The sequence below is a fragment of the Paenibacillus sp. HWE-109 genome, from assembly GCF_022163125.1.
GTDB lineage: Bacteria > Bacillota > Bacilli > Paenibacillales > NBRC-103111 > Paenibacillus_E.
The window spans coordinates 22,010-48,514 of the sequence record NZ_CP091881.1 but is presented as its reverse complement, the minus strand read 5'-3'; the positions used below and the strand labels follow the sequence as shown (position 1 = coordinate 48,514).

General features: G+C 48.4%; 18 protein-coding genes. 8 read left to right on the top strand and 10 right to left on the bottom strand.

All coding sequences use genetic code 11. The features are described from left to right. Window positions 1-139: 139 nt before the first annotated feature. From LOZ80_RS00210 to LOZ80_RS00190, 5 genes are all read left to right on the top strand, one after another. The gene (locus LOZ80_RS00210; protein ID WP_238169556.1) at window positions 140-1,660 is read left to right on the top strand and encodes a spore germination protein; all 1,521 of its coding nucleotides are present in this window, start codon (window positions 140-142) and stop codon (window positions 1,658-1,660) included. Then, window positions 1,653-2,546, top strand: coding sequence for a GerAB/ArcD/ProY family transporter (locus LOZ80_RS00205; RefSeq protein ID WP_238169555.1), 894 nt, complete (start codon window positions 1,653-1,655; stop codon window positions 2,544-2,546). Before LOZ80_RS00210 ends, LOZ80_RS00205 begins: the two co-directional genes overlap by 8 nt. A gap of 191 nt (window positions 2,547-2,737) precedes the next feature. Continuing rightward, window positions 2,738-3,934, top strand: a complete 1,197-nt coding sequence (locus LOZ80_RS00200) for a Ger(x)C family spore germination protein (RefSeq protein ID WP_238169554.1) — start codon at window positions 2,738-2,740, stop codon at window positions 3,932-3,934. Between the two features lie 12 nt (window positions 3,935-3,946). Continuing rightward, window positions 3,947-4,174: a hypothetical protein gene (locus LOZ80_RS00195; protein WP_238169553.1), complete on the top strand. Its 228-nt coding sequence runs from the start codon at window positions 3,947-3,949 to the stop codon at window positions 4,172-4,174. A gap of 12 nt (window positions 4,175-4,186) precedes the next feature. Continuing rightward, the gene (locus LOZ80_RS00190; RefSeq protein ID WP_238169552.1) at window positions 4,187-5,281 is read left to right on the top strand and encodes a GerAB/ArcD/ProY family transporter; all 1,095 of its coding nucleotides are present in this window, start codon (window positions 4,187-4,189) and stop codon (window positions 5,279-5,281) included. A 21-nt stretch (window positions 5,282-5,302) separates the two neighbouring features. Here the strand turns inward: LOZ80_RS00190 and LOZ80_RS00185 are convergent, their stop codons facing one another. The 3 genes from LOZ80_RS00185 to tdh form a co-directional block, all read right to left on the bottom strand. Continuing rightward, window positions 5,303-6,055: a 6-phosphogluconolactonase gene (locus LOZ80_RS00185; RefSeq protein ID WP_337950990.1), complete on the bottom strand. Its 753-nt coding sequence runs from the start codon at window positions 6,053-6,055 to the stop codon at window positions 5,303-5,305. Between the two features lie 186 nt (window positions 6,056-6,241). Further along, window positions 6,242-7,420 carry a glycine C-acetyltransferase gene (locus LOZ80_RS00180; protein WP_238169550.1) on the bottom strand — a complete coding sequence of 393 codons (1,179 nt, stop codon included), beginning with the start codon at window positions 7,418-7,420 and terminating at the stop codon, window positions 6,242-6,244. Window positions 7,421-7,447: 27 nt separating this feature from the next. Continuing rightward, a complete protein-coding gene (gene tdh, locus LOZ80_RS00175) occupies window positions 7,448-8,488 on the bottom strand; it encodes an L-threonine 3-dehydrogenase (protein WP_238169549.1) in 1,041 nt (346 codons plus the stop codon). 148 nt (window positions 8,489-8,636) lie between these two features. Between tdh and LOZ80_RS00170 the strand changes: the two genes are divergently transcribed. The 3 genes from LOZ80_RS00170 (at window position 8,637) to LOZ80_RS00160 (ending at window position 11,665) form a co-directional block, all read left to right on the top strand. Beyond that, window positions 8,637-9,197: a helix-turn-helix domain-containing protein gene (locus LOZ80_RS00170; protein ID WP_238169548.1), complete on the top strand. Its 561-nt coding sequence runs from the start codon at window positions 8,637-8,639 to the stop codon at window positions 9,195-9,197. 77 nt (window positions 9,198-9,274) lie between these two features. Then, on the top strand, window positions 9,275-9,916 hold the full coding sequence (locus LOZ80_RS00165) for an HlyD family secretion protein (protein WP_238169547.1): 642 nt from the start codon (window positions 9,275-9,277) through the stop codon (window positions 9,914-9,916). Between the two features lie 12 nt (window positions 9,917-9,928). Beyond that, complete coding sequence (locus LOZ80_RS00160) at window positions 9,929-11,665, top strand: DHA2 family efflux MFS transporter permease subunit (RefSeq protein ID WP_283214810.1); 1,737 nt, start codon at window positions 9,929-9,931, stop codon at window positions 11,663-11,665. A gap of 437 nt (window positions 11,666-12,102) precedes the next feature. On the opposite strand, the gene LOZ80_RS00155 is transcribed toward LOZ80_RS00160, so the two are convergent. From LOZ80_RS00155 to LOZ80_RS00125, 7 genes are all read right to left on the bottom strand, one after another. Beyond that, the gene (locus tag LOZ80_RS00155; protein WP_238169546.1) at window positions 12,103-13,125 is read right to left on the bottom strand and encodes an alpha/beta hydrolase family protein; all 1,023 of its coding nucleotides are present in this window, start codon (window positions 13,123-13,125) and stop codon (window positions 12,103-12,105) included. 17 nt (window positions 13,126-13,142) lie between these two features. Next, entirely contained in the window at window positions 13,143-14,168 is a 1,026-nt protein-coding gene (locus LOZ80_RS00150; RefSeq protein WP_238169545.1) for a M14 family zinc carboxypeptidase, read from the bottom strand. A 167-nt stretch (window positions 14,169-14,335) separates the two neighbouring features. Beyond that, window positions 14,336-15,202 carry a carbohydrate ABC transporter permease gene (locus tag LOZ80_RS00145; RefSeq protein ID WP_238169544.1) on the bottom strand — a complete coding sequence of 289 codons (867 nt, stop codon included), beginning with the start codon at window positions 15,200-15,202 and terminating at the stop codon, window positions 14,336-14,338. A gap of 13 nt (window positions 15,203-15,215) precedes the next feature. Beyond that, entirely contained in the window at window positions 15,216-16,124 is a 909-nt protein-coding gene (locus LOZ80_RS00140) for an ABC transporter permease (protein ID WP_238169543.1), read from the bottom strand. 80 nt (window positions 16,125-16,204) lie between these two features. Continuing rightward, window positions 16,205-17,743 (bottom strand): extracellular solute-binding protein, encoded by a 1,539-nt coding sequence (locus LOZ80_RS00135; protein WP_238169542.1) that lies wholly within the window; start codon window positions 17,741-17,743, stop codon window positions 16,205-16,207. Between the two features lie 213 nt (window positions 17,744-17,956). Beyond that, window positions 17,957-20,167: a helix-turn-helix domain-containing protein gene (locus LOZ80_RS00130; protein ID WP_238169541.1), complete on the bottom strand. Its 2,211-nt coding sequence runs from the start codon at window positions 20,165-20,167 to the stop codon at window positions 17,957-17,959. A 226-nt stretch (window positions 20,168-20,393) separates the two neighbouring features. Next, a complete protein-coding gene (locus tag LOZ80_RS00125; protein ID WP_238169540.1) occupies window positions 20,394-26,396 on the bottom strand; it encodes a fibronectin type III domain-containing protein in 6,003 nt (2,000 codons plus the stop codon). Between the last annotated feature and the right edge of the window lie 109 nt (window positions 26,397-26,505).

The window sequence follows — 26,505 nt, the reverse complement described above, 5'->3', positions numbered from 1 at the left end:
CTATAGGCTACATTTTTCACCAAAATAGCTCTATATCCTCAGTTTATATGATTAACTATACGTTTTCAAATATTGGCAATTGTTTAGCTAATCACATTATTGGACAAACAGATAATTATCACTGTTAAGGAGCACTCTTATGGATACATTTTCTTCGGATTCATCAGAAGCCGTTTCCTCCTCGATAGATAGTAACCTTCAGATGCTAAAAAGCATTTACGATAAATGCAAGGATCTTCATTTCCACGAATTCATCATTGGGGGGACGACCAAAGCTTTCGTGTTACATTTCGAGGGCATGGTGAATCTGGAGATATTGGATCGAAATGTCCTGACTCCTTTACTTGCAGAATCCGCAGAAGAGTGGAAGTACACGGAAAAGGACTTGTCCTCCTTGATTAGTATCTCTGACATCAGGGAGACGGCGACTTTAACAGAAATGGTAGCCCTTATTTCTTCAGGATCCGTAGGGCTTTTCATTGACGGTGTGGCCAAAGGGTTCGCTCTAGGTTTAGCCAAATGGGAAAAAAGAAGCATTGAAGAACCTTCCGCTGAGTCCATTATTCGGGGACCTCGTGAAGGTTTTACAGAAACGATGAGTGTGAATACGTCCATGCTTCGCAGGAAAATCAAGAGTTCATCCTTGAAAATGGTCGCTTATACGGTAGGCAAACATACACAAACCGAAGTCGTTCTCATCTATATGGAAGGGATCGCGAATGCCTCGCTAGTTGAAGAGGTCTCGCAGCGGATTGCAGATATCCAAATTGACGGAATTCTGGAAAGCGGCTATATCGAGGGGCTGATCGAGGATAATCCCTTCTCGCCTTTTCCACAGATTCAAGTGACAGAAAGACCCGATGTTGCCTGCGCTGCCTTATTGGAAGGAAAAGTTTCTATTTTAGTCGACGGGACACCTTTTGCCCTTGTAGCGCCTGCTACGTTGTTCTCGCTCTTGCAATCGCCAGAGGATTACTATCAAAGGTTTATTATTGGCACTTTTATCCGGTGGCTGCGCTATTTATTTTTCTTCATCACACTCCTGCTGCCCTCCTTATATGTGGCCATTCTGACCTATCATCAAGAAATGGTCCCTACATCGCTATTACTCAGTATCGCAAAATCCAGAGAGGATATCCCGTTTCCTGCACTTATCGAAGCGCTGCTGATGGAAGTTTCATTCGAAGCCCTCCGCGAAGCAGGGGTTCGACTGCCGAAGCAAGTCGGTGCAGCTGTCAGTATCGTAGGCGCTTTGGTTATCGGACAAGCAGCTACTTCAGCCGGTCTGGTCTCCGCGCCTATGGTCATGGTCGTAGCGATTACAGGTATCGCGTCGTTCATGATGCCGCAATACTCGGCAGGGATTGCCTTGCGGATGCTGCGATTCCCGATTATGTTCCTGTCCGGCATGCTAGGTCTGCTTGGGCTTATGCTTGGATTTATCGTTATCGTGATTCATCTGTCTTCTCTGCGCTCTCTGGGGGTCCCTTACTTGCAGCCGATTGCCCCAATGAAGGGAGCCGAGCTGAAGGATGTGCTTATTCGCGCCCCCATCTGGGCTATGCGAACATGTCCGAAATTTACCGGGAAATCGAATTCAACCCGACTACCTGCCAAACAAAAGCCGGAAAAGCCCAAAGGGAATGAATCTGATGATTGAAAAAGGCAAAATATCGCCACTGCAGCTAGCAATTCTCATGCATCCTACAATATTGGCTACGGCAGCCCTTTCGGTTCCGTCGATTACCATTCGCACAGCCGGCATCGATATGTGGATGACTCCCCTCATTGCGTCACTTGTAGGATTCTGGATGGTCTACGTTGTTGTCCGACTGCACAAAGCATATCCCAGTCTTACTTTTATTGAATATTCCCAAACGCTTCTTGGCCCCTATGGCGGAAAAGCTATTGGGATTCTTTTCTTGGGAGCACTCCTATTTACAAATGGGCTTGTGCTCCGCGAATACGGCGAATTCATTAGTAGCAGCTTCCTGCAAGAAACGCCGATGCTGATTGTTATTACTTGCATGGTTAGCGTCTGTGCCTATGCTATTCATGCGGGACTCGAGGTCCTCAGCCGCACAGCGCAGATTTTGATCCCTGTGGCTGTGTTGATTATTTTCGTTATGGTCATTTTGATGATTCCCGATTTCGAGCTTAAACAAATGTTTCCAATTTTCGGAGAAGGGCTGCTTCCGCCTTTGTTGGGTTCAATCGTCCCCTCTTCCTGGTTTTCTCAATTTTTCGTTCTTGCCTATCTCCTTCCCTATGTAAGTCATGGAGAGAAGATATTGAAATGGGGATTTATCAGCGTTGTTTCTGTGCTGCTAACCCTTTTAGCAATCAATCTTTCGATTTTGTTCTTATTCGGGACATTAACCGAAGGATTGAATTATGCTTTTCTGGCTGCGGTTCGTTACATTTCTATTGCAGATTTCCTCGAACATGTAGAATCACTTCTTATGGCCATCTGGCTTATTGGCATATTCATAAAAGTAGCCATAATTTACTATGCAACTGTTTTGGGGATTGCCCAACTGCTCTAGCTTGCCGATTATCGTCCGCTGATTATCCCTTGCGGAATTCTGACTATTCTATTCAGTGTCTGGGTATCACCTAATTTTCAGCAACTGAAACACTATCTGGGAACCACCTTGCCTTTCTTCTCACTCCTTTTGCAAGTCGTCGTTCCTAGCATGCTGTTCCTTCTAGTTACAGTTAAAGGGGCTTTCAAACGATGATCATCCGAAGCTTTGGACATACGATGCGGTTAAGCTGGGGATTGGGGCTCTTGGCACTTCTGCTCACGGGATGCTGGGATCGGAACGAAGTTAATGATTTAGCGTTAATTACAGGGGCGGCCATTGATAAGCATGACAACAAAACGATTGAACTGACCGTGCAGATCTTCGTGCCGCGGGGCTCAAGCAATATTTCGATGGATAGCGGATTAAAAGGCAGCGGCGGCGGTAGTCAGTCATCGTACGTCAAATCAGCCTTTGGCATAAACCTTGCTGATGCCCTTTCTCACTTGCAAGAAAAGCTGCCTAGGAAACTCTTCTGGGGACATGCCGAGGTTATTATTTTCGGAGAAGCTGTTGCACGAAGCGGTATTCGCGACGATCTCGATTATTTCATGCGAGCCCCTCAGCCCAGGGAACGAGCTTACATGTATGTCAGCAAGGGAGAAGCACGTAATATTCTCGAACTGAATACCAAGCTTGAACGCAATACAGCGGAGTCTTTGCGTGAAATCTCAAAAAGTAAACTCACGCTAAGCGTAACCTTGGCAGATCTGGCTCAAATGCTCGGGGGTGGTTCCCGCGCGGCTGCTCTGCCCTATATGGAGTTAACAGCCCCTTTATCATCGAATAACCCTGATAAAAGCGAGAGCTTTATTAATGCCACAGCTGTTTTTAAAAATGACAAAATGATCGGTAAAATTGACGATAGCACCACAAGAGGCGCCTTGTGGCTGCGAAACGAAATCAAACAAGCTGTGGTCACTGTTGTGCCCGAGAACACCGAAGGAACCGTCTCGGCAAACTTAATCAAAAGCAAGACGACCCTTGAACCTATTATCGAAAATGGGAAATGGCGGATGAATGTTTGGATCCATACCGAAGACGACGCGCTTCAGAATACGACAGAGCTCAATTTAGTAGAAGATTCGAACGCTGTAAAAACGGTGGAGAAAGCCTTGAACGCTGACATTGAGAACCGTGTTCGATCCGCTTTGGATAAGGCGCAGCATGATTTACAAGCAGATATTTTCGGGTTTGCCGGAGAATTCCATCGCGCATATCCCAAAGAGTGGAAAAAAAATCAACAACGCTGGGACGAATTATTTCCCACTGTCGAGGTTGCGATCCATTCCGATGCCAAAATGCTTCGCCCCGGCCTCTCCAGTATTAGAGCGACTCAACCTGAATAAGGAGACTGCGTTATGACAAGTAAAGGTATCCCCTTATTCATGGCAGGGTGTTTGGTCATCACCCTATATCAATGGTTCCGGCTTAAAGGCACTCCGAGAAATGAAAAAATCACGTACATCGCTATCCTGGCTTTATGTTGGATTCTTGCCATTTCCTTGGTCGTAAACCCCACCTTGCCCGGCCCTTCCCAGATGGTGGATTCGCTCTTCCGTCCGATCGGCAAACTCATCGATAAATAAAGGAGCCCCTCTATGGACATGAGGATTAACGGGAAACAACTCTTCTGGCTGATGGTTACGATGCAGCTCGGGATGACCATCCTGCTAACAATTAATCCAAGTATTCAAGTATCCAAACAGGATGCTTGGATCTCAACGGGCTGCGCGGCTATCGTAGGCGTATGCGTGGCTTTTATTTGCTCTCGCATGAGCTTGATTTATCCTCGGCAAACGTTCACAGGTTATGCCAAGATCTTGTTTGGCCGTGCGCTGGGAAACGTGATCATCTTTATTTATTTCATTTTCTGGTATTCTGTCCTTGCCATCATCTTACGGCAGTACGCAGAGTTCATTCTAGCGACCATACTGCCTAGAACACCTGTCATCATCCCAATGATTGGCATGCTGTTAGTTGCTGTTTATGTGACCTACTCGGGCATTGAGGCCATTGCCAGGAGCAGCGAACTGCTGGGTCCGCTTGCTTTGCTAGGAATAACCATCCCGCTCCTGCTCTCCATCAAGAATATCCAAATTGCTAATATTCTTCCGATTTACGCGGATAGCAGCCCTATGATCATTCTGAAAGGCGCCCTGCCCTCTTCCACATTTCTAGGTGATTGCATCATGTTGATCATGCTCTTTGGTTTTGTTGCCGTACCTAGATCCGCAGTTAAGCCGGCATTGCTTGGGGTAGGTACCGCTGGTTTCTTGACCTGTGTTTCTACTTTTTTAATTATTTCCGTCTTTGGTAATGAAGCGGCTGCTCTCCATACCTATCCTTATTTTAATTTAGTGCGATATATCTCTTACTTTGATTTCTTTCAGAACTTGGATTCTATCGTAATCGCCATGTGGATTGTCGGTGTTTTCGTTAAAGTATCGCTTTATTTCTTCGTATGCACCTTCGGAACAGCGCAATGGATTGGCATTCAGAAATGGCGCAAAATGATGTGGTTCGTTGCGCCAGCTGTCCTGCTGCTAGCCCTTGTTCCTCGTGATTTTATCGACAGTTCCATTTTCTTCCCGCAAAAGATCGCAAATCCGTACTTCTTTCCCCTTCATATGCTTGCCTTGCCCCTTCTGATGTGGGGGGTGGCCAAGTACCGAAATCGCAAAGGATCCTCTTGAGCTTTATGCTATGGCTATGAACTAGACATGCCCGTAGGCATCGCGATCAACATATAATGTACAATTAGGATGATTCCGGAGTATGGTGGATGGGCAGTTGGGAGAAACCGGTTCATTCAATGTCCGCTTAACAGCTTGATGCTTGCTTTTGCTGGGCGCCATACAAAACAGAAATTCGCCTGCCAGCAATGCGGGAATCGTTAAGGTTAAGGCATGTGTAGGAACGTCATCAAAGGATGGAAAACAGCCGTCATTGACCTGCTGCTGCCGGCTGGCATCATCTAATTGAACTTGTTTCACAAGTTCAGGGTCCTGAAAGTCAGCAACCCGTGGATCATTAAAAGCGAGATGTCCATTCTCGCCGATTCCGAGGCACACAATATCAATTGGTGCTTCCTGCAATAACTGCGTGTAGCGAAGACATTCGATATCGCTTGCATTCGCGTTGTCTATCCAATTCACAACCTGCGGATTGACTTGGCTGACAAGATGCTTGTGCAAGAAGTGGCGAAACATTTGCGCAGCATCTTGGGGCAATCCCAGATATTCTTCCATTTGAAACGCGGTTATCCTCGACCACTCTATTTCCTGATCCTCTGTCAAATAGCTTAAAAGTTCTTTCTGCGATGGCGCTGCTGCAAAGATCATCCGAATCGCCGGCTTAACAAGCAGCAGTTCTTTGATCTTGGCAGCTACATCAGCGCCAGCATCTGCTCCCATCGTCCTGCGATCCGAATAAATATGGATATTCAAAGCATCAACACTGGTTTTCATGATCATTTTTATTCACCTCGTTCAAATCCTCTTCAACATTATTCATGATTTCACCAATTATACCAGATTTATGTACATTGCGTATCTTTTGGTTGCATGTTTTCTATTTATGAAGAAAAAAAGACAATCCCTTAGACCTTGTCAGGCCTTCTGGGACTGTCTTTTGTTTTTGTCGCTTTTCTTGTATTAAGAAATCAATCCAAACTCCCGACCCACCTGCTGCAAGGCATTTAGCGCAAAGGCAAGATCTTCCTTCGTATGCTGCGCTGTCACGATGAGCCTCACGCGGCCTTTGTCCATAGCAACCGTCGGATACACAATTCCTTGGGCGAAGATGCCTGTTTCCAGCAATCGATCCGAAAAGCGCATCGTTCGAGCTGGATCACCTACAATAATCGGAATAATCGGCGTTTCACTCGCTCCCGTATCGAAGCCTAGCTGTTTCAGCTGCGTTCGAAAATCATTGGCATTGTCCCACAGCCGGGTAACTAAATCCGCGCTCTCCTGCAGCACTCGAATTGCGGCTAAACAAGTCGCCGCAACAGCCGGAGGCTGCGATGTACTGAATAGAAACGGCCGGGCCGTATGAATCAGATGCTCCTTCAGCAGTTGGGCGCCAGCTACATAACCGCCTACAGCACCGATGGCTTTGGATAATGTGCCAATTTGAATGTGTACTCGCCCGTGTAGACCGAAATGATCGGTCGACCCCTTGCCGTTTTTGCCGAGAACCCCACTGGCATGCGCATCATCGACATAGACAATTGCGTCATAAGCTTCCGCCAGTTGAACAATTGCTGGAAGCGGCGCGATGTCACCGTCCATACTAAATACACCGTCAGTAACGACAACACGTTTGCGGTGGTGCTGCGTTTCTTTCAAGACTGCTTCCAGTTGATCCATGTCCTTATGAGCAAAAATTTTGCGGCTCGCCTTGGTCAGCCGGATACCGTCAATGATGCTCGCATGATTCAGTTCATCGCTGATGACCACATCGTCAGGCCCGAGAATCGAAGATAGAGCCCCCTGATTCGTCGTGAAGCCGGACTGGAATACAAGCGCTGCTTCTGTTCCTTTGAATTTGGCCAGTTCGATTTCGAGTTCCTCATGAATATCGAGCGTACCGGTAATCGTCCGTACGGAGCCGCTGCCTACGCCATATTTGTCAATAGCCTGACTAGCAGCTTCCTTCAGCTTAGGATGATGAGTAAGTCCCAGATAGTTATTGGATGACATCTGCAGAATTCGTCTTCCATTCAGCGTCATCCAAGTATCTGAGCCGCTCTCCCAGACCTTGATCTTACGGTATCGTCCATCCTTCTTCCAGCCTTCAATATCCGAAGCTAAATCGTCCAAATAACCCATAAGTTTCTCCTCCAATCGCTTCACCGATTAATGAATAAATACTATTTTCCCACATTGCCCTTCGGCCATTAAACGAAATGCTTCCTCATAGTGATCAAGTGTAAATCGATGGGTAATCACAGAGGCAAGGTCGATGCGCTTTTGATTCAGCAAGCCTTTCATTTGATACCAGGAATCGTACATTTTGCGACCGGTGATTCCCTCTACCCGCAATCCTTTGAAAATGATATGATTCGTCACATCCAAGCTTACCTCACGGGTCGGAATGCCAAGCAAGGAAACACGCCCTGCTTTGGCTGCAGCTTGAAAACCCTCTGCAATCGCTTGCGGACTGCCGGACATCTCGAGGACAACTTCCACGCCTTCCCCATCCGTCAAAGCAAGCAGCGCTTCTGATGTTCGTGTTTCTAGAGCATGAATGCCGTGGTCCGCTCCCATATCCATCGCCATCTGCAGCCGCTTGGCATTGATATCGACCGCGTAGATCGTCCCTGCCCCGCAGGCTCTGGCCACTTTAATCGCGAGGAGCCCAATCGGGCCTACGCCAATGATAGCCACCGATTTCCCCACGATATCGCCAGACAGCACGGTTTGCACCGCATTGCCCAACGGATCTTGCAAGCAAGCGATTTCAAAAGGCAAATTGACATCGTTGTGTATAATATTGCTGGCTTTCACCACTGCATATTCAGCAAAACAGCCAGGTGCCGTTATGCCAAAACTTTTGGTATTCGGGCAGACATGAGCGTTACCGGTTCGGCAAGCTTTGCAAATGCCGCATACGATATGTCCTTCAGCCGATACGTGATCACCTATTTTAACGCCGGTTGCCCGGGCGCCCGTTTCCACTACAATGCCTGCAAATTCGTGTCCAAACACATTAGGTGTAAGCACCGTTTGATCTGCCCATGCATCCCACTTGTAAATATGCACGTCCGTTCCGCAGATAGATGTGGCTTTGATCTTAACTAACACCTCATCCTCCCCGCAGATCGGAATAGGAACTTCTTTCAGAACAGCACCTGGCCCTCTCTGCTCTTTCACTAGTCCAACCATCGTTCCACCCATGCCGTCCCCCCCTATCTCGTTTACTATAACATACATTTGTGCGTTTTCACCCTTATGTATACGATACTACACGAATGTATGTTATATTGTAAATAGGCACTTTTCAAAAACCAGGAAATATTTTTCCCATGATCTAGGAGGATGTACAATGAACGAGCCCATACATAAAATGGTCGGTAGAAAGCTTCTTAACATACGCAAAACACGGGGATTAAGCCTGGATCAGGTCGCGGAATTGACCGGAGTGAGCAAGGCGATGCTAGGTCAAATCGAACGAGGGGATTCCAATCCTACGATATCCGTACTTTGGAAAATTGTAAGTGGACTGCAAATTTCCTTTACGAGCCTTATCGAAGATGATGAGCCGAAAATCACGGTGGTTCGAGCTGCGGAGCTCTCACCTTTCGAAGAGGAAGACGGCGCGTACCGCGCTTACCCTTTGTTCCCTTTTCATCCACAAAAAAGCTTTGAGATATACACGGTCGAAATGGAGGCAGGCTGCTCGCATGCATCCGAACCTCATAACGACGGCGTTGAGGAGTACATCCTCATGGTAGCAGGGAAGCTGGAGCTGACCATTGCGCAAGAGAGCTACCTGCTTGGCATTGGAGATGCGATTCATTTCTCAGCAGATCGGCCTCATACCTATCGGAATGTATCTGATACCAAAGCCATTTACAAAACTTTGATTTATTATCCCTCTTCATAACCCCCTCACATATTCCCTTTTTTTATAGGGAATATTATTTGTGTTAGCACCTATTTCACAGAAAAGGCGGTTGATCCATGAAGGGTACGATCAAAATGATTGTTCTCAATATTGTTCTCCTGATCATTCTTGTCGGAGGGGCAGGGCTAGGCTATTACTTTTACAATCGGTCGATTAACTATTTAAGTACGAATAACGCTCAGATAAGTGGTGAGCAGATTGTCGTCAGCTCTTCGGCTGCCGGCAAACTAACGAGTTGGTCAGGAGATGTGAGCAAGAAGGCTTCATCCGGAGATCGACTAGGAAGTGTATTAACATCGACAGGTTCTGTAGAAATCGCAGCCCCTAAAGGGGGAACGATCGTTCAACAAAGCGCCGTTGTCGATGCGATGGTATCACCAGGTTTACCGCTGGCGTACATCTACGATTTGGACCGGCTATGGGTGACCGCGAATGTGAAAGAAACGGATTTAAATGATGTAAAGGTTGGACAAGCGGTAGACGTCTATGTGGACGCCTTTCCCGGAACTACCTTGGGGGGCAGAGTGGAGCGGCTGGGATTAACGACAGCGGGGACCTTCTCGCTGATGCCCTCGTCCAATGCAAATGGCAACTATACGAAAGTGACACAGGTTATTCCTGTTACCATTTCGTTGGAGGGCAATCGCGGATTGGGAATTATTCCAGGCATGAGTGTTACGGCACGTATCCATAAGTAAGGGAGCACCATGATGAATATGTATGCAGCCGGTTACGCGCTATTCAGTTTGTTCGTTCTCTTCGCCGTGAATTGGATTTACGTCAGAAATAGAAAGAAACGCAGCCCGCTCCCGATTGGCCCCTATACCCCGATTCCTGAACCGTCCAACTTGCTCGTCGAAATGTCCGATGAATTGAGTGGTCAATTCGAATCTGGCGGTGAATCCGCGGTGCGATCTGATCTAGAAAAGAAGGCAGAAATCAAAGTCGGACAGCTGCTGACCGTGCTTATGCTGGGCGCCTTTGTCTCGATTCTGAATCAGACACTGATCAACGTTGCCATTCCCCATATCATGACGGATTTCAACGTTTCGGCCAATGTTGTACAGTGGCTCACGACGGGTTACATGCTGGTGAACGGGGTGATGATTCCCATTACCGCCTTTCTCATCGAACGCTATGGATCCAGGTTTATGTTCCTCACTGCGATGATTTTATTCACTGCCGGAGCCGTCATTTGCGCTGTTGCACCTAACTTCTCCATCCTAATGGCCGGCCGAGTCGTACAAGCATCCGGCGCTGGAATTATTATGCCGCTGATGATGACGGTATTCTTGACCGTATTTCCTCCTGAAAAAAGGGGCAGCGCTATGGGAACGATGGGCATTGCCATGATTTTCGCACCGGCGATTGGCCCTACGCTTTCCGGGTGGATCGTCCAAACCTATACTTGGCGACTCTTATTTTATATCGTTCTGCCGATCGGGTTGATCGATATCATCCTGGCTTTCTTCCTCATGGGGAATGTGACCAAGATGTCGAAGGTAAAGTTCGATTTCTGGGGCTTCCTCTTCTCCACTGCCGGCTTTGGAGGCTTGCTCTTTGCCTTCAGCGAAGCAGGTTCTGCCGGATGGCTGAGTGTGAAGGTGCTGGGCACGATGCTTGTCGGCATCGTCAGTCTTATCCTCTTCGTCTGGCGGGAGCTGACGGTGAAAGAGCCTATGATTGACTTGCGTGTATTCACCTACAACATTTTCACGTTAACGACGATCGTCAGCTCCATTATCAATATGGCGATGTTCGCAGCTATGATCCTGCTGCCTATCTACCTGCAAAACATTCGCGGCTTCACCCCGCTGGCTTCCGGCTTGCTGCTGCTGCCGGGCGCTATTCTGATGGGGATTATGCAGCCGATTGCCGGGATGATTTTCGACCGTATTGGCGTTCGATTGCTAGCCATCGTTGGGCTGCTCATCACTACGGTCACGACCTGGGAGTTCAGCCAATTGACGGCTGACACCACGTACAATCATATCTTGCTGCTCTATTGTCTACGCATGTTCGGCATGTCCTTCATGATGATGACCATCATGACAGAGGGCATGAATCAGCTGCCGCGGCATCTGCACAGCCATGGAACGGCGATGTCCAATACGCTTAGGCAAGTGGCTGGTTCGCTGGGCACTGCCCTTCTGGTCACGGTGATGAGCTCCAGAGCTGATTTCCATTTGGGCAACAAAAGCAGCACGTTCACCTCAACGAATCCCTTCATCATGAGCGAGCTCAGCCGATTAGGCAACGGTATAGCCGCTATGGCGCATATTCCGGTAGCTGCGGGAACGAAGCTTGTATCCACATTGCTGTATGCCACTTCGGTGAAGGATTCAACGATTAACGGCATCAATGATGCCTTTCTGATAGCGACGGGGATTACCGCTGTGGCGCTGATTCTTTCGTTCTTCATTAGTCGGGTGAAACAGCAATCGTGAGAACCAGAGGGAACTCAAATCCGTTATAATGCTGAAAACCGCCTTATTCCGCTCCAGAGGGAACTACGATCCGTTATTTCACCATTTCCTGCTCGGAATCAGCATGTTCCGCTTAATTAGCGTACCTCAGTTCCCTTTCATGCTGCTTTTACCCCTGTTCCCGTCAATTAGCGGATCGTAGTTCCTTTTTCACACTAGGTTCTGTGTCATCGCATAGCGCAAAGAGGAACGCCAGTTCCCTTATCTCTGCGCCGAGGGAGCCGGAGGAACTCCCCGTTCACACCAAATTAAGGAGCTAAGCAGCTTGTATGCAGCTCCTTTCTTTTTGTCATCCACTGCTGCTTAATTGAACAGAAAGGGCTTCTTCCACAAAAATGCTGCATCATGACAAAAAAAAAAGCCCGGTGACATTGTACCGTCACAGAGCATGAGAGCCTTCATTGCTTTAGCCAATCATCCAAAAAGGCATAAGCCAACATGCGGATCTCCGCAGGAAAATCATGCCCCCCATCTCCGAGATAGGATCGGAAACGGTCCGCTTTGCCTAACCAGCCGTACAGCCTCGACAGCTCCAGCATTCCTTCTGCTACAGCTTTCCAATGGGGGAAAATAGTGTCCGCCTGAGCTGCATAGTTGAAGAATGGTACCGGGGCGCATAACGCAGCGATCTCATGGAACTCGAATGGAATTTGATCGATAGCCAAATCTGCCGATATTTTTGGAATGTGCGTATAAGGATAGTTCCGGTAGCTCCAGTGTGCTGGATAGGGGTCACCCGTAAAGGGACTGAAACCGCAGCTGGAAACGACGGCTTTCACACGCTTGTCAATGCCCGCGAGAAAGTAAGAATTGTAGCCGCCGAACGAGTGGCCAATCGCCCCGATAGCTGATGGATTTACATAATCCAGCGTGCACAGCACATCCATGCCCTGCATGTGGTCCGTTATATTTTTGGCAACGGTTGACCAGCCCGGGTGCTGCTCATAGAAAGGCCCGCTGTTAAACGCAGGCTTATCCGGGTAAATGCGCTCCCCCGCCGTAAGTGCATCCGGAACGAGCACAACATACCCCCGTTCCACCAATTCGAGGGCGTAGATTCGATTCTTGCGACCTGAGGACATGGCAATATCGTCCTTCCCCAGCTCATGCGTCGGATGCAGCGCGAGCATGGCCGGGTATCCGGCTGGCCCCGGCGCTTGTGCCTCTGGAACGAGCAGATAAGCCGTAACGGTGTCGCCATAAACCGTATCATAGGCCACATGCAGACGGGTATGGCCAGACTGTTTGCTCTGGGAACGAACCTGCAGCTTTACAGGTTCCCTCTGCGGCAATTCTCCTATATATTCCAGCCAAGTACGGCGAATACCCGCTAGCTTCTCTTCCCACTGCGTAATGTTCTCGATGCCTTGCAGAAGCGGCGGCATGCCCGTTTGGTTCAATTGCGATAAGTTGTATGCCATGTGTGGATAACCTCGATTCATTGGTTCTGTTTCGCTAGGAAGCGAAAGGCTTCCTCGAACAGCAGCAGGTGGCTGTCCAGTATTTCATCCGGTGTGAACTTCACTCCAGGATCATCCAATCCCATGTTAGACTCATACGTGATACTCATCCCACCGCAAACATGATGGATGGCCGATGTTAAATTCATCGCCGGAAATGGATATTGACCCTCATCTGCAACGATTTGATTCAGATTCGCATAGGGAATTCCATGCTTGGCGTAGGCGCTCTCGAGCCGAAGATTGAAAGCCTGCTGGCGCTGCATGATGAATTTCGGCAAATGATGGATCGGGGGCAGATGTACCGCATGATTGGCCCCGCTATGCAGCAGAACGGTGAAATCCGGCGCCTCAACATCCGCCAGGGCCAGCAGTGCAGCGGTCTCGCGTGCCATCGGGGCAAAGAAATTATCGTGCATGATATTCACGCCGTCATCGTTGAAATACGAGCCAAGGAAATCCGATGCTTCCTTAATCGGATGAACGGCCTTGCAGTCCGGCCACCTGCACAATGTACCGTCCTTCCATGATCCCTGCATATAATAAATGAATGTCTCCGTCGGCACATCAATCAGCGAATCAACCGGCAGTCGCGCGCGACCATCCGGATTCATGCAGGGAATAAGCAACAGACGGTATTCGTCAGCATGTTCGACGATATAATCGTATCCCTGGCCCCTGTAGTCCTCCCCTGTTTCCAATAGCTTAATCAAATTAACGACGGCAGAAATGCCCTCAAGCTCTCCGCCGTGAATGCCCCCGACTATGAGTAGAACAGGCTTGTTGCTGTCTCCTTTGTGGGCATAATGTTGCGGATTTCCGGCGCCGCATGCCGAATTGAAATTGGCTTTGCGACCGAAATCCTCCTTCTCGCCATATTCGACCAAATAGATGTCTCGTCCACCCGCAGAAACGGCAAGCTTCCTCGCACGTCCCCTCTGCACGTTCGCTACACATTCTTCGATTTCCACCAGTTTACTTCTCCAAAATGGTACAACCATCATGCAAGCCTCCATTCCCTTGCAGCGTCGCTGCTGCTTCCCATAAATTCCGTTTCCTTCATTCATAGTAGCGGTATTGGAGCTGCCCGAGTACTATCATTTTTGTTAAAGGCTCAACTTTTTTGCTTAAAACTAAAAATTGTACCATTTCTCGTAAAACAGCCCTGTCCTTATCCTTTCACAGATCCGATCAAGGCGCCTTTTTCAAAGTATTTCTGGATAAAAGGATACACCATGATAATGGGCAGCGCAGCTATCAGAATAACGCCATACCTTAAGGATTCCAATACAACATGCTGTCCGCTGGCTGTGGAGGTTTCCACGATGTCACCAACTTGGCCCACGATTACCATGTTGCGGATGATGAGTTGAAGCGGGTGCAAACTGGCATCGCGCAGAAAAAGCAGCGCGCCGGTAAAAGAGTTCCAGATTTCAACGGAGTAGAATAAACCGATTGTCATTAGAACTGGCTTCGACAATGGGATAACCATATGCGTCAATACCCCGATGTCGGACAAGCCGTCGATCCTGCCAGACTCCTCAATCTCCTTGGGAAATCCTTGGAAAAACGTACGGACGATGATGAGATTAAACGTATTCAGTGCGTTAGGCAGCACCATCGCCCAAATTGTATTCATCAAGCCATATTCACGTGCCACAATGTAAAAAGGGATAACACCGCCATTAAACATGATTGTGAAGACAATCAGCAGCATGATGGTTTTGCCGAACATCAGCGACTTTCTCGATAGCGCGTAAGCCCCCGTTACGGTAATAAACATAGAAATGATAGTGCCTAGAACGACATAAATGAGTGTATTCTTATAGCCGATCCAGATACGCTGGTCACTAAGCACCGCTTTGATGGCATCCAATTGAAAGCCTCTTGGCCAAAGACCAACTTCATTCTTGACCACATGATCAGGCGTGCTTAACACGACAGAAGCCATATGGATAAAAGGGAACAACGCTGCTGCAGCAACCAGAGCGAGCAGCAAAACATTGATGATATCAAAAACGCCTATGCGCCTGGACAATCGCTCATCTCCTTTACCATAAACTGGTATCTCCTACTTTGCGGGCAATCCGGTTCGCGGAATAGACGAAAATAAATCCTACAATCCCCATGGCAAGATCAATGGCTGCCGCATAACTAAAGCTTCCTTGCAAGATACCGATCCTGTACACATAAGTAGGAATGATATCAGCCGTTTCCAAATTCGCTGCATTCCCCAGCAGGAACGCTTTGTCAAAAGCCAAATCGAGTACTTGGCCCAGCTGTAAAATGAAAATAATGACCATCGCCGGAATAAGGGAAGGCACTGTGACATGCAGCGTTTGCTTCCACCTGCCCGCGCCATCGATTTCCGCTGCTTCATATAAATGAGGGTCGACCGAAGCCAGGGCGGCTAGATAAATAATCGTGCCGAAGCCAGCCGATTGCCAAATATCCGAGGTGACATAGATAGCCCGGAACCATTCCGGTTTCTGCAGGAAACTGATGGGTTCGAGCCCCCAGGACTGGATGATATTGTTCACTACGCCGGTACTTGGCGACAAGATCATGATGAGAATGCTGGAAACAACGACAGTCGAAAGAAAATAAGGCATGTAGCTGACAGACTGGACGAATTTTTTAAACCGTTTAAATCTCATTTCGTTAAATAACAGCGCGAGAATGATAGGCGCCGGAAAACCGAAAAGCAGTCGGTATCCGCCTAATACAACCGTATTCTTGATAATGATCAACGCATCGGGATTGCTAATAAACATCCGGTAATATTTAAGCCCCACCCATTCGCTCGCCCAAACGCCTTTGAACAGATTATAGTCCTTGAAGGAAATAATAATCCCGAACATAGGCACATAACGAAACAGAATATAGTAGAGCAGTGCGGGGGCAAGCAGCAGAAAGTAGACTCGGTCCCGCATCAATCTCTGGAAGATCGTTTGATTCAAGACGGCGCCTCCTCTTTTATTATTGTTGGGCCATATGCCTGTCTCACCGGGAATATGACCCAACGAATATCGATCATACCTTATTTACTTGCATTTGCTTTTTGCCGATCCAAGGCAGTCTGGTACGTTGACAGCATTTTTTTCAAATCATATTTGTCCAGATCCTGCGTGAATTTATCCCATTCGGTCAGCGGTGTTTCTCCCAAAATAAACTTGCTGAGCGAGGACGTGTAGAATTTGAACAGTTGGTCGCCCGGTACGGCGATAGAAGCCGCTTCCTCCTGGGTCAGAACAGGCATTCTATTATAGGTTGGGAAGCGATATTTCGGAGCCTCCTGATAAGAGAACTGCTCGCTTTCCTTGACTAGCGCCAACCAGGCGTTAAAATCAAACCATCCGTAGGTTCCTGCTGTTTGAATTCCGGATTCTCGGCGCAAATCGTTGGCCTCTTTGTAAACAGGCTTGAACTTTCGCTTGCCGCCCTCGATCGTATACGTCTCTCCTTCTTTTCCCCAGCTCTGAATGTCCTTGCCTTTCTCCGAATAAATGTAATCCAGATAGCGAAGAGCGGCATCTTGTTTCGTCGTTTTGGAAGCGACCGCGAAACCAAATTCCTCCGTACCGCCTCTTGGCAAATACGGCTGTGTCCCCGCCCCGACCGGCGGCGCCATGAATTTCAAATTGCCTTCTTTGAGCTGGTTGTTCATGATCTCGATTTGACCGATAAATTGTACAGTAATGAACGATTTATTCGAGGACATGAATTGTGTCCATGCTTTATAGTCCATTGTGAGCCAATCTGGCGGAATCAGCTTGTCTTTCTGAAATTTATTTAAATACGTAATCATCGACTTGGCAGCCGGTTGTTTCATGCCATAGTCCATTTTCCCTGTTTTCGGATCTTGATAGAAGCTGGGATAGAAGCCGAAAGAAGGACTGAACGTATCCAGTGTGGCAATGCCATGACGGAATACGAACGGATAGCTGTCTGGATACAGTTCTTTCAGCTTTTTAGACGTTTCGTATAGCTCATCCCATGTTTTGGGTACCTGCAAATTGTTCTTCTTGAAAATATCTTCCCTATAAAACCACACCATCTGGCTGCCAGCGCCCGCTCCGTCGTTAATAATGCTGTAAATTTCTCCGCCTGGCATCGTAATCCGTTCGCGGATGTCGGGATTCGCCTTAAGATAGGCTTTGACATTCGGCATTTTATCCATGTATTTGGATAAATCCAAGAACGCTCCTTGTGGGCCGAACTTCTGGACCTCGTTTGGAAAAACAGACAGGACATCCGGCATGTCTCCCGATGATACGGAAAGCGAGAGTGATTCCGGGCCTGTAGCCAGTTCCTGTTTAACCGTAATGTTCGTTTCTTCCTTCACCCATTTCCAGGTGCCCCAGTCTGCTTTGGCCGGCCATGCCGTCTGATTTTCCGTAAATACTCGAATGGTCGCCGGTTCCGGCAGCTTGCTTGCTGCGGCAGCAGGAGACGCTGTGTTCGGTTGATTGGTTGCCTTGTCTGTCCCTTTGCCCGTTTCACTGCTGCACGCTGTCGCAATCAAGAGCGATGATGCAATTACAGACAGGACTAACGTATTTTTCCTCATTTGTTTCATTTGGTAACCCCTTTCTGTGTGTGAAATCATTTGCGATCCTTGACACCTTCATCATAGGGAAGAGCTGCTATTCGGTAAATAAATGAAAGCCGCGAAAACATCAACTTTATTCAGATACCTAAAAATACGATTAAGTTTCGATAAAAGTGTTTAGTTTCTCAGAGTCACACCGCGTAGAAATGAAGAAAAGCCCCGCTGGCGCGAAGCTTTTGACTAGGATCTGGGGGTTGATTTTTTGCGAAATTCACTTGGTGTGATCCCTGTATACTTTTTAAACATCCTGTTAAATGAAGTGATATTCCGATAACCGACCGCTTCGGCGACATCATGGATTTTCAACTTGTTTTGTTCGAGCATATCGGTCGCCTTGCCAATGCGAATTTCATTGATATAATCGACAATGTTCATACCGGTTTTCTCCTTGAAATAGGAGGACAGGTAGCCGCCGCTCAAATTCAGCTGTTGGGCAAGCACATCCAAATACAAATCTTCAGCGTATCGTTCGTTCACATAATCCATGATGAACACGGTGACCGGATCTTTCTGCTCCGTTTGCTGCTTCTTCTCCCTGACCGCTTGGGCAGCCCGGGCGACTGTTTGCTGCAACAGCAGCTCCAATTCGCTGACGGCGACACATTCCTGCACCTTACTCTGCGTTTGCTCCACAAGGGTTTGCATCGTGTCAGGGTTGTCCAACACATTGGAAACTTCGTTTTTGATTTTATCCAGCAGCATGTCAGCAAAGCGGGCTAACGTCGCAGCGCTCATCTGCTCCCCTTCCCATCTCGCATAATAGCGCGTCATGAAAGTCTCCAACTGTTCAACATTGCCTTCACGCAGATTCACACAAAATTCTTTGTCCTGATTGGTCGTAAAAACAGGCAAAGGATACATATCAAGCGGAGCTGATACAATTTGAACAGCGTCGATCAATCTCCGCTTGCCCAGCACGCCTTGAACCTCTTGATAAGCAGTTGCGATATGCTCCGAATGACGGTATTCGCTCGATACAGCCATGGTCATCAAACCATATTCCCGATCTTGTCCGAAAGTCTCTTTCATCCGTTCAAGTAAAGTGTCCAACTGATCTCTGTGCTCGTTGAATACAAGGCTGAGGATTTGATTATGTTCAATCTGGAAAGTCAGGGAATCCGGGAAGCTTTGGTTCAGTTCATTTTCAATAAAGGCTTTCATATAATAGAGCCATTTCTGGAACGAGACATGCTCCCAGTCGTAATTTTTCTTGCCCATCACATGAAAGAGTACGAATACATAACTTCTTTCCCTGAAATCCAGCAGCGCTGAAGTCGTTTCGTCCTGCCGAATCGCCTTCAAATGGTTGAATAGGGCAAGCTGCTGATCTGTTTTTTTCTTATCGTACAATTGATGGCTGATGAGATCGAATTCCCGGATGCTCGACCTAAGCGGTCTACCTTCCTGGGTTGATCTGATCACTTTTTGCAGCGGATTGTTAATCCGTGCGGCAATGAGCAGAGCGGCGATGACGCTCAGCGTCACCGAGAGCACGAGAATCGCAACAAGTGTTATATTCAGCCGCGTCTGGGATACAATCTTATCGACCGGAACACGATGAATGTAGGTAAATCCGCTCACTTTGCCTGAGCCATAGAAATGATAATCGCCATGACGAATCAATGCGTTGCTATCCTTCTGCAAATCGCTTAAGGCGATGAAGGGTCTTGGCCCTCCGCTGTTGAAAATGATTTGTCCCTGCTCATTGTACATGACGAAGTCGTCGCTAGGCGCTACATGAAAGGCCTTGAACATTTTATCTGCATCCAGAAAGACAATGATCATGAACTCGTTGTTTCCCTTCGTTTTATACACAATCGGGATCAGCTTGCTGCTTGCGGCACGGTAACTATTCATCTCATTATAGAAAACGGCGGATGGCAATATGCGGCTGCTATAGTTCTCTTCGAACTGCTTTTGCCAGAATTCGAGCGGATAGTCTTGACTGACATGGAACACATTGAACATGGTTGACGCGTCGGTGCTTGTGCCTTTCTCCAGCACGAACGCATCACGCTTGGCATACAACACGATATTATCGATGAACAAATAGGAGTTGGACACCCAGGTATTCATTTCACGCTGAAGAATGGGATAATTGATGTATTGGGGGTTGTACTGAAGCCGTTGGACTTCTTCGTTATAGAGGTATAGATGCATCTGCTTATTAAGCATCTCGAAATGCTTCTCGTAGCTGTCCATCGTGCTGTTCAACATAAGCGTGTTATATTGCACAATTTCCTTGCGGACATTGGACTTAGAGACGGAAATGGAATACAGCGTGAGGGAAACTAAAAGGATGATGATGCACAAAAAACCCGCAACTAATCGCAGGAATAAAGAGTTCGACTGATTACGGATTAATAAATAAATAGGTTGAAGCTTCTTCATTCGGGCCTCCACCTCTTATGTTAGATTCGCCGCATTATGTTGTCTGGTACCTATCTAGTTCCTATTAAAACAAATAATATAATTGTTGTAAAGAAAAATACATGCTCTGGCTGGCATCTGCTCAGACGGAGTGTCGGTCAACGCACATACTTAAAGGGTTATCCCTCATCCTTGCGGACTTCGGGATAACCCTTAAGTAGGTGATCTTAGCAATGATAAGTGAGCGTTACTTGATTGACATCGGCGCTGAGGCTGGCAACAACGCCTCCGTGTTGTACATCGTCAGATCATCGAACCAATAGTTCCCAGTAAACCGATAAGCACTAATCCGCACGGCATCAATTTCCGTTATCGCGATATTATTGTTATAGAACGGGATAGCAGTGATTCGGTAAATCCCGGTTGAACGATCGAGTGTGCCAGGAGCATCCACCGTTCCCGTGTAGCTTTTGAAGGCATCTGACTGCATGGCAACCGCGTACGTTTTGGCTGTCATATCCAGATCAAAGCGCAGGGTGACCCATTGGTTGCTCGGCAGGGTGAACCCGCTCTTGGGAATTCGGAAAGCAGTATTATTGCCATTCACCATTCTATAATAGCCAAGTGAACTGTCGGAAAATAACGTGAACCGGACGGCATCCGATGAAGCGCTGCGCAGCAGAAGATCCAGATTGCCTCCGGTGTGATGCAAAGGACTAAACATAAATTTGGTCTCGAAAGTGACCGTCCCGCCTAGCGGGAGGTTTCCCCTCTTCGCCATGGGCATTTCTACGTATTCGTTCGTGGAACTGTAGGTATTATCGACCAGCTTTAACGCTTTGCCTCCGCTGGGCAGCGGCTCAATGGTTACCGTCGAACCCGGTGACGTATTCGTCGACCAACTGCCGCTGTTTCCTAAGTTGCCAGTCGCCATGTCATCGAACGTTTCATAATATTCCCCATGGCTGCTAGCTGTAGGCAGCGTTACAGTTAACGTCGGTCCATGCAACGATTCATTGCCTTTGGCATCCGCAGCCTCCACTTTGAAGGTGTACGTTGCCCCAGGCTGGAGCCCTTGCACATCATACGTATTGCTGGAAACTGTCGCCAGCTTCACAGCTGTGGCTGGTGAACCGTTCAGTTGGTATAACGAATACGCGGTGACTGTACCTGAATTATCCGTCGCCTGATCCCATTCCAGCCTTGCCGTCTTAGGGAATAGTTGGACCGGGCGGAGCGATGCCGCCCCGCTCCATATCGGCGGCGTAGTATCATTCATCAGCACCGTCAAAGGGCTGCTCGTGGCGCTCAGACTGCCGTTGCCACCGATGGCTTTCACCGTAACGGCATACGTATGCCCTACTTCGAGACCATCCAATGTGGCGGAAAGCGTGTTTGCTGGGACGGTTGCTTTCTGCGTACCATCCGCATAAATCTGATACTCCGTTACAGCCGTATTACCTGTCGCAGGACTCCAAGACACGGTCGCTGATACATCGGTTTGGGAGACCAGCTGCACATTCCCCGGAGCTAGCAGCACGGGCTCTGTCCGTTCGTACATCGTTATATAGTCAAACAAGAAGCTGCTTTTGTACCGGTACTGCCGAATAGAGAACTTATTTAACGCCGTGCCGGTAAAATTGCTTTCAAAGAAAGGAATTGCTCCTGACTGATATACACCTGTGGAAGGGTCTAACCCGCTGAAAGCCAAGCCACCCTCGTTAATAAGTGCCTGCGTCTGCATCTTTATAACATAAGTCTTAGAAGCCGTATCCAGGTCGAAACGCAGCGTGATCCATTGGTCTTTGGGAATCAGGAATTTTTCCATTGGAATCTTGACATTCACATCTGCGTTGTTCACTTTCTTGCGATAACCTATGGTCCCGTCACTGAAAATAGTGAAGCGCACCGCATCTTTTCCGCCTCCACTCAGATACATCTCTGCGTTTCCGTAGTTGTAATCATCCACCTTGCTGAACATAAATTTGGTTTCGAAAGTCACTTTGCCATTAAGCGGTGTATTGTCTCTGCCGATGGCTGTGCTTTCACCGTATTCATTCGCAGAATCGTACCAATTATCCAACATCTTCAAGGCTTTGCTGCTGGAGCCTGGCAGCGGCACAATTTCAATCGTCGTGCCATGCTCTTTGTAGAAGCTCCAATTGCCGGTCGGGCTACTCACATTGGCATTCGTCCAGTTATCAAACGTCTCATAGTAGCTGTTGTTAGTCAAAGTTGCAGGCATCGTCACGGTAGTCGTCGGTCCGGTTGCAGATTCATTCCCTTTGGGGTCTTTCGCTTTCACCATAAAGGTATACGTCTCCCCGGGCTGCAAGCCTGATACATCATTATGCTGTTCATTGAAAGTTCCTATTTGTGCGAAAGCTGCTTGCCCGGCCTGTTTCTGGTAGATGGTATAAGCTGCGATCTTACCGGAATTATCCGTCGCTTGATCCCACTCCAGCCTTGCTGTTTGTGTGAATAACTGCGGTGCGCGGATGGCTGCAGCCGCTCCCCATTCAGGAGCTGCCGAATCATTGGTCGTCACACTTAGCGCAGCACTTGCCACCGAAAGATTATCACTCGTATCCACTGCCTTGACTGTTAGTGAATACGTATGTCCTGCTTCTAGTCCTGTAATCGTGGCAGAAAGCGTACCGCTCGGAATTACTAGTTTCTGTTTACCATCCACATAGACATTGTATGCTTTGATAGCTGCATTATCGGTAGAAGCACTCCAAGACAATGCGGCTGTTGTTTCCGTCTGAGCGGCAGACTCCAAGTTGCCAGGGGCTGTAGGAACATACTCATCATCCTTGACTTGTATGATCCCAACATAGTCCAGATTCATCGCTCCCGCCGCATTCCACATCGTTATTTCGATGGGACCAGCAGGCAGTGGCTGCCCAGTCTTCAGCCTGAGTCCTCGCCAATATTGAGATTGCGTTCCATAATCTTGCGTTGTTGGCGCCTCAAAATAGTAAGGCTGGCTTCCGATCATTGCAAAACGAGCTGTTTGCTGGCCCGCAGGAAGGTTCCAGCCAGCTACATACTTTAGAAACAGATCGTAATTACCTGCTTGGGGAACGTCAAACTTCCACGTGACCCATTGACCGGGCTGATCCCAATCACCAATCCCGACCCCTCCGGATAGGAAGGCTCTGGTCGTATATTTAGAGAAGGTTTTACCGCCTGAAGCCACGAAATTCTCCGCTTCCTGCCACTGCATAGAAAGCGCTGACCGCTTGGCATCCGGATCCTCCCATACCAAAGTCTCTGCAGCACCTCCATCGCCAACACGTTTTAGCTTGAGCAACCCGCCTACTCCACGGTTGATAATGGCGGCATTCTGCTCCAAATACAAACTGTTCGGGCGTCCATGCTTTTCGAAAATGAATCCAGCAGGCGCTGCTTCCACTTCGTAAAGGCCGGCTGGGTTGTTGATTTTCCCCCAAGCGACAGGGACGTCTTCCGTATCGCTGTAAACTTGAAGCGTAACGGTGTCAGATACGCCTCCGATCAAAGTCTCCAGAGTTGCAGCGTTCAACGGATGAGGCATCGGCGTGTTGTTGAGTTTGAAAGCCCGCTGACCCTTCTCCACACGAAGGGTCAGCGTACTGCCGGCGAACTCCCAATAAACGCCGCGATCCGCCATCCCATCCGCAACGGCTCCTCCGCGCGGAATGTCTTCACCGCTGCTGCTCTCGCGCAGCCGCGTTAGTCCCGGAGCCTGCACGGCAACCTCCGTTTCTTGCAAACCGGATACCGATAAGCCGTCGTTTCCATATACAATCGTTGAAGGCTGGCTGCTCTCGATCAACGTGATCCCGTTCTTCATCACTTTGGTACCGTTCACAAGCAGCACGGTATCTCCCTTAGTAGCCACAGCCGCTCCGTTAAACCGGATCGTCCCGGCGTCAATTTCACCACTCATTGTCAGCCTGACATACACGACTGAACCATCTTCATACGTCAGTTTCATATAATTGCCATGATTTTCGGAGACCACATTGGGCGGAGTCGTCCCTCGCTTGAAGGGGTTAAGCGTCGCCACGAACGTCGTTGCTGTCGTGCGGGGAGCGATGAAAGCCGCATGCTTCTGCTCTTCGTTCGCGAAACTCCCCTTCGGCTTCTGCTCAATGCCGTATTGATCCAGAAATTTATCTTCCGTTGCCGCGTGAAGATTCGCTGGCGCCAACATCCGAACCTTGAGCCCCGCATCCCGTTTCATAATCGTCGCACCAGCCTGATCGGCATCGATATCGAGCTCGTCTTCAGCATGAAGCCGCCACTCGAATTCATTCCCGCTCGGATCATTGCTTTGCAATTGATCAATGACGACAAAGGCATCCGGTCTGATATAGATGACATGACGGTCATCTTTCGCCAATTTGCCCATGTACGCGGCAGACGCATCCCCGCTCGTAGCGTCGAAATCTGGACTGGTGACGAATCCTAAGATTCGGCCGTCGGCATTCAAGTCATCAATGGGCTGTCCCTGCTTGCGGTCCATGGTAATGGCATTGGAAGCAAACGTTTGCTTCGCATATTTGGCATCATGATCACTAAAATATGAATCATAGAACCCACTGTCAATCGCGAGCGATTCGCCATAAGCATTCAGGACGAAGCCGTTCTGATTAGCATGACTGTGGCTGAAGCTGCCGTAAGGGCTGGATTTAAAATAGAAGGAGATGCGAGCTGGATCATACAGCTCAGAATGCATCGCGACCTGCCCCACATCTTGGAACCACTTGGCATCCGGCAGGTCCATAGGAGGTCTTGGCGTTAATGTATCCGTTCCATAGAAATAATTGTTCAAATCTGCTGTAGGCTTCGTGCCGATCGCTTGCGCCGCCCACTTCAGATGTGGATCGCCATACATCTGAGCAAGACGGTTATACACCGTTACGCTTGAGCTGCCAGGCACTTGTTCACTATCGTCTCCGAAGTTGCCCTTTGGACTTCCGTTCGGAAAAGTATATAGCGGATACATCCCTTCATTGCGCGAATAAGCTTTGGCATATAAGTTCATTCCGCTTGCTGCCAAAAGGACATCCATAAACTGTTTGTTGAAAAAGGATGACCACTGCCAATAGCCTGTTCCTTGTCCCCAACCGCCATCCTCGCCACCCCAGGGAGGCAAAATATTGATATAGGCCGGAACAACATCTTTGAACCATTGCTCGGCTTCCGGAATATCGTTAAGCATCGCCGTGGCGATGATGCCGATGAACCCTATGCCAGTCCAACCATGCGGGTCGTAAGGGTTATTTGCAATAGAATGTGTCACAACTAAGTCATTGACTAGCGTTTGCGTCCGGACTTGAATCATGGATTTGATCTTTGTTCGTTCTACAGGTGTCAATAAATCATACATCCAGTCATAGGCCATGGCCGAGCAAAGTGCGATATACCGGTGAACTTGGGTCTGAATCTCGTAGCTTGTCGCGCCGTTCGGATCCCAGCTTGCTATGCTTAATAGCCGATCTTTCGCATTTTGTCCAGCAGCGGCAGAACCCGACACCAGATAAACAAATGCCGCATCCATCATCTGATTAACGACATTATCGGAATAGCTCCTTAGCGTGGTTGTTGCGTTCGCCCACTCCTCATCACGAGGATGTGATAATTCGTAGGGGAACGTCGGCGGTGCAGGAACGACATTCGTTAGCGATGCTAGCTTCGCATCGTAAAAAGCTTTCCCTGTCGTTTGGGAAAGACTCCGAAATTCAGCAAGCTTATCAGGTGTCGTAAATATCCGCGGATGCTGCGTACTGATTCGGCCCATCAATTCTTCAATTGGCGGTACAACGAAGGGCACATTATGCTCCTCGATGCGAAACTTCCGAATGTCGCTCCATACCGACCATCCGCCAGCTGCTGTGTGGTAGCGGACCCGCCAATACCAAGTGCCGTCATCAAGCACATGAGGAAAATTATAAAAATTGACCGTCAACGTTTGATTCTCATAAACCACTTCCGACACGGTCGCGCTGCGGCTGACTTGAAGATCGTATTTGTCGGCGCCGCTAACTGCTGGCCACTTGAAATCAGGCGGGTTCTGCGAGGTGACCAGCGAATCCGCTGGTCCGAATGGCATATGAAGTCCAGACAACACAGCAGGAGGCCAGCTGGACGCTGCTTGGGCTATAGGCGTACCTGCCGTTGACCATGGACCGAACAAACCGAGAATCAACAAAAATATGATTCCTACTGCCGTTCGCTTTTGTAATCTTATACTCATCATTCTAATGAATCAGCTCCTTTTCATGGATGGATACGATTGTTCCTATACCTCCTGACAAAACGATTTCTCCGCTGCATTCCTGCACACGACTCTTCCCTCCCTTCTTCCT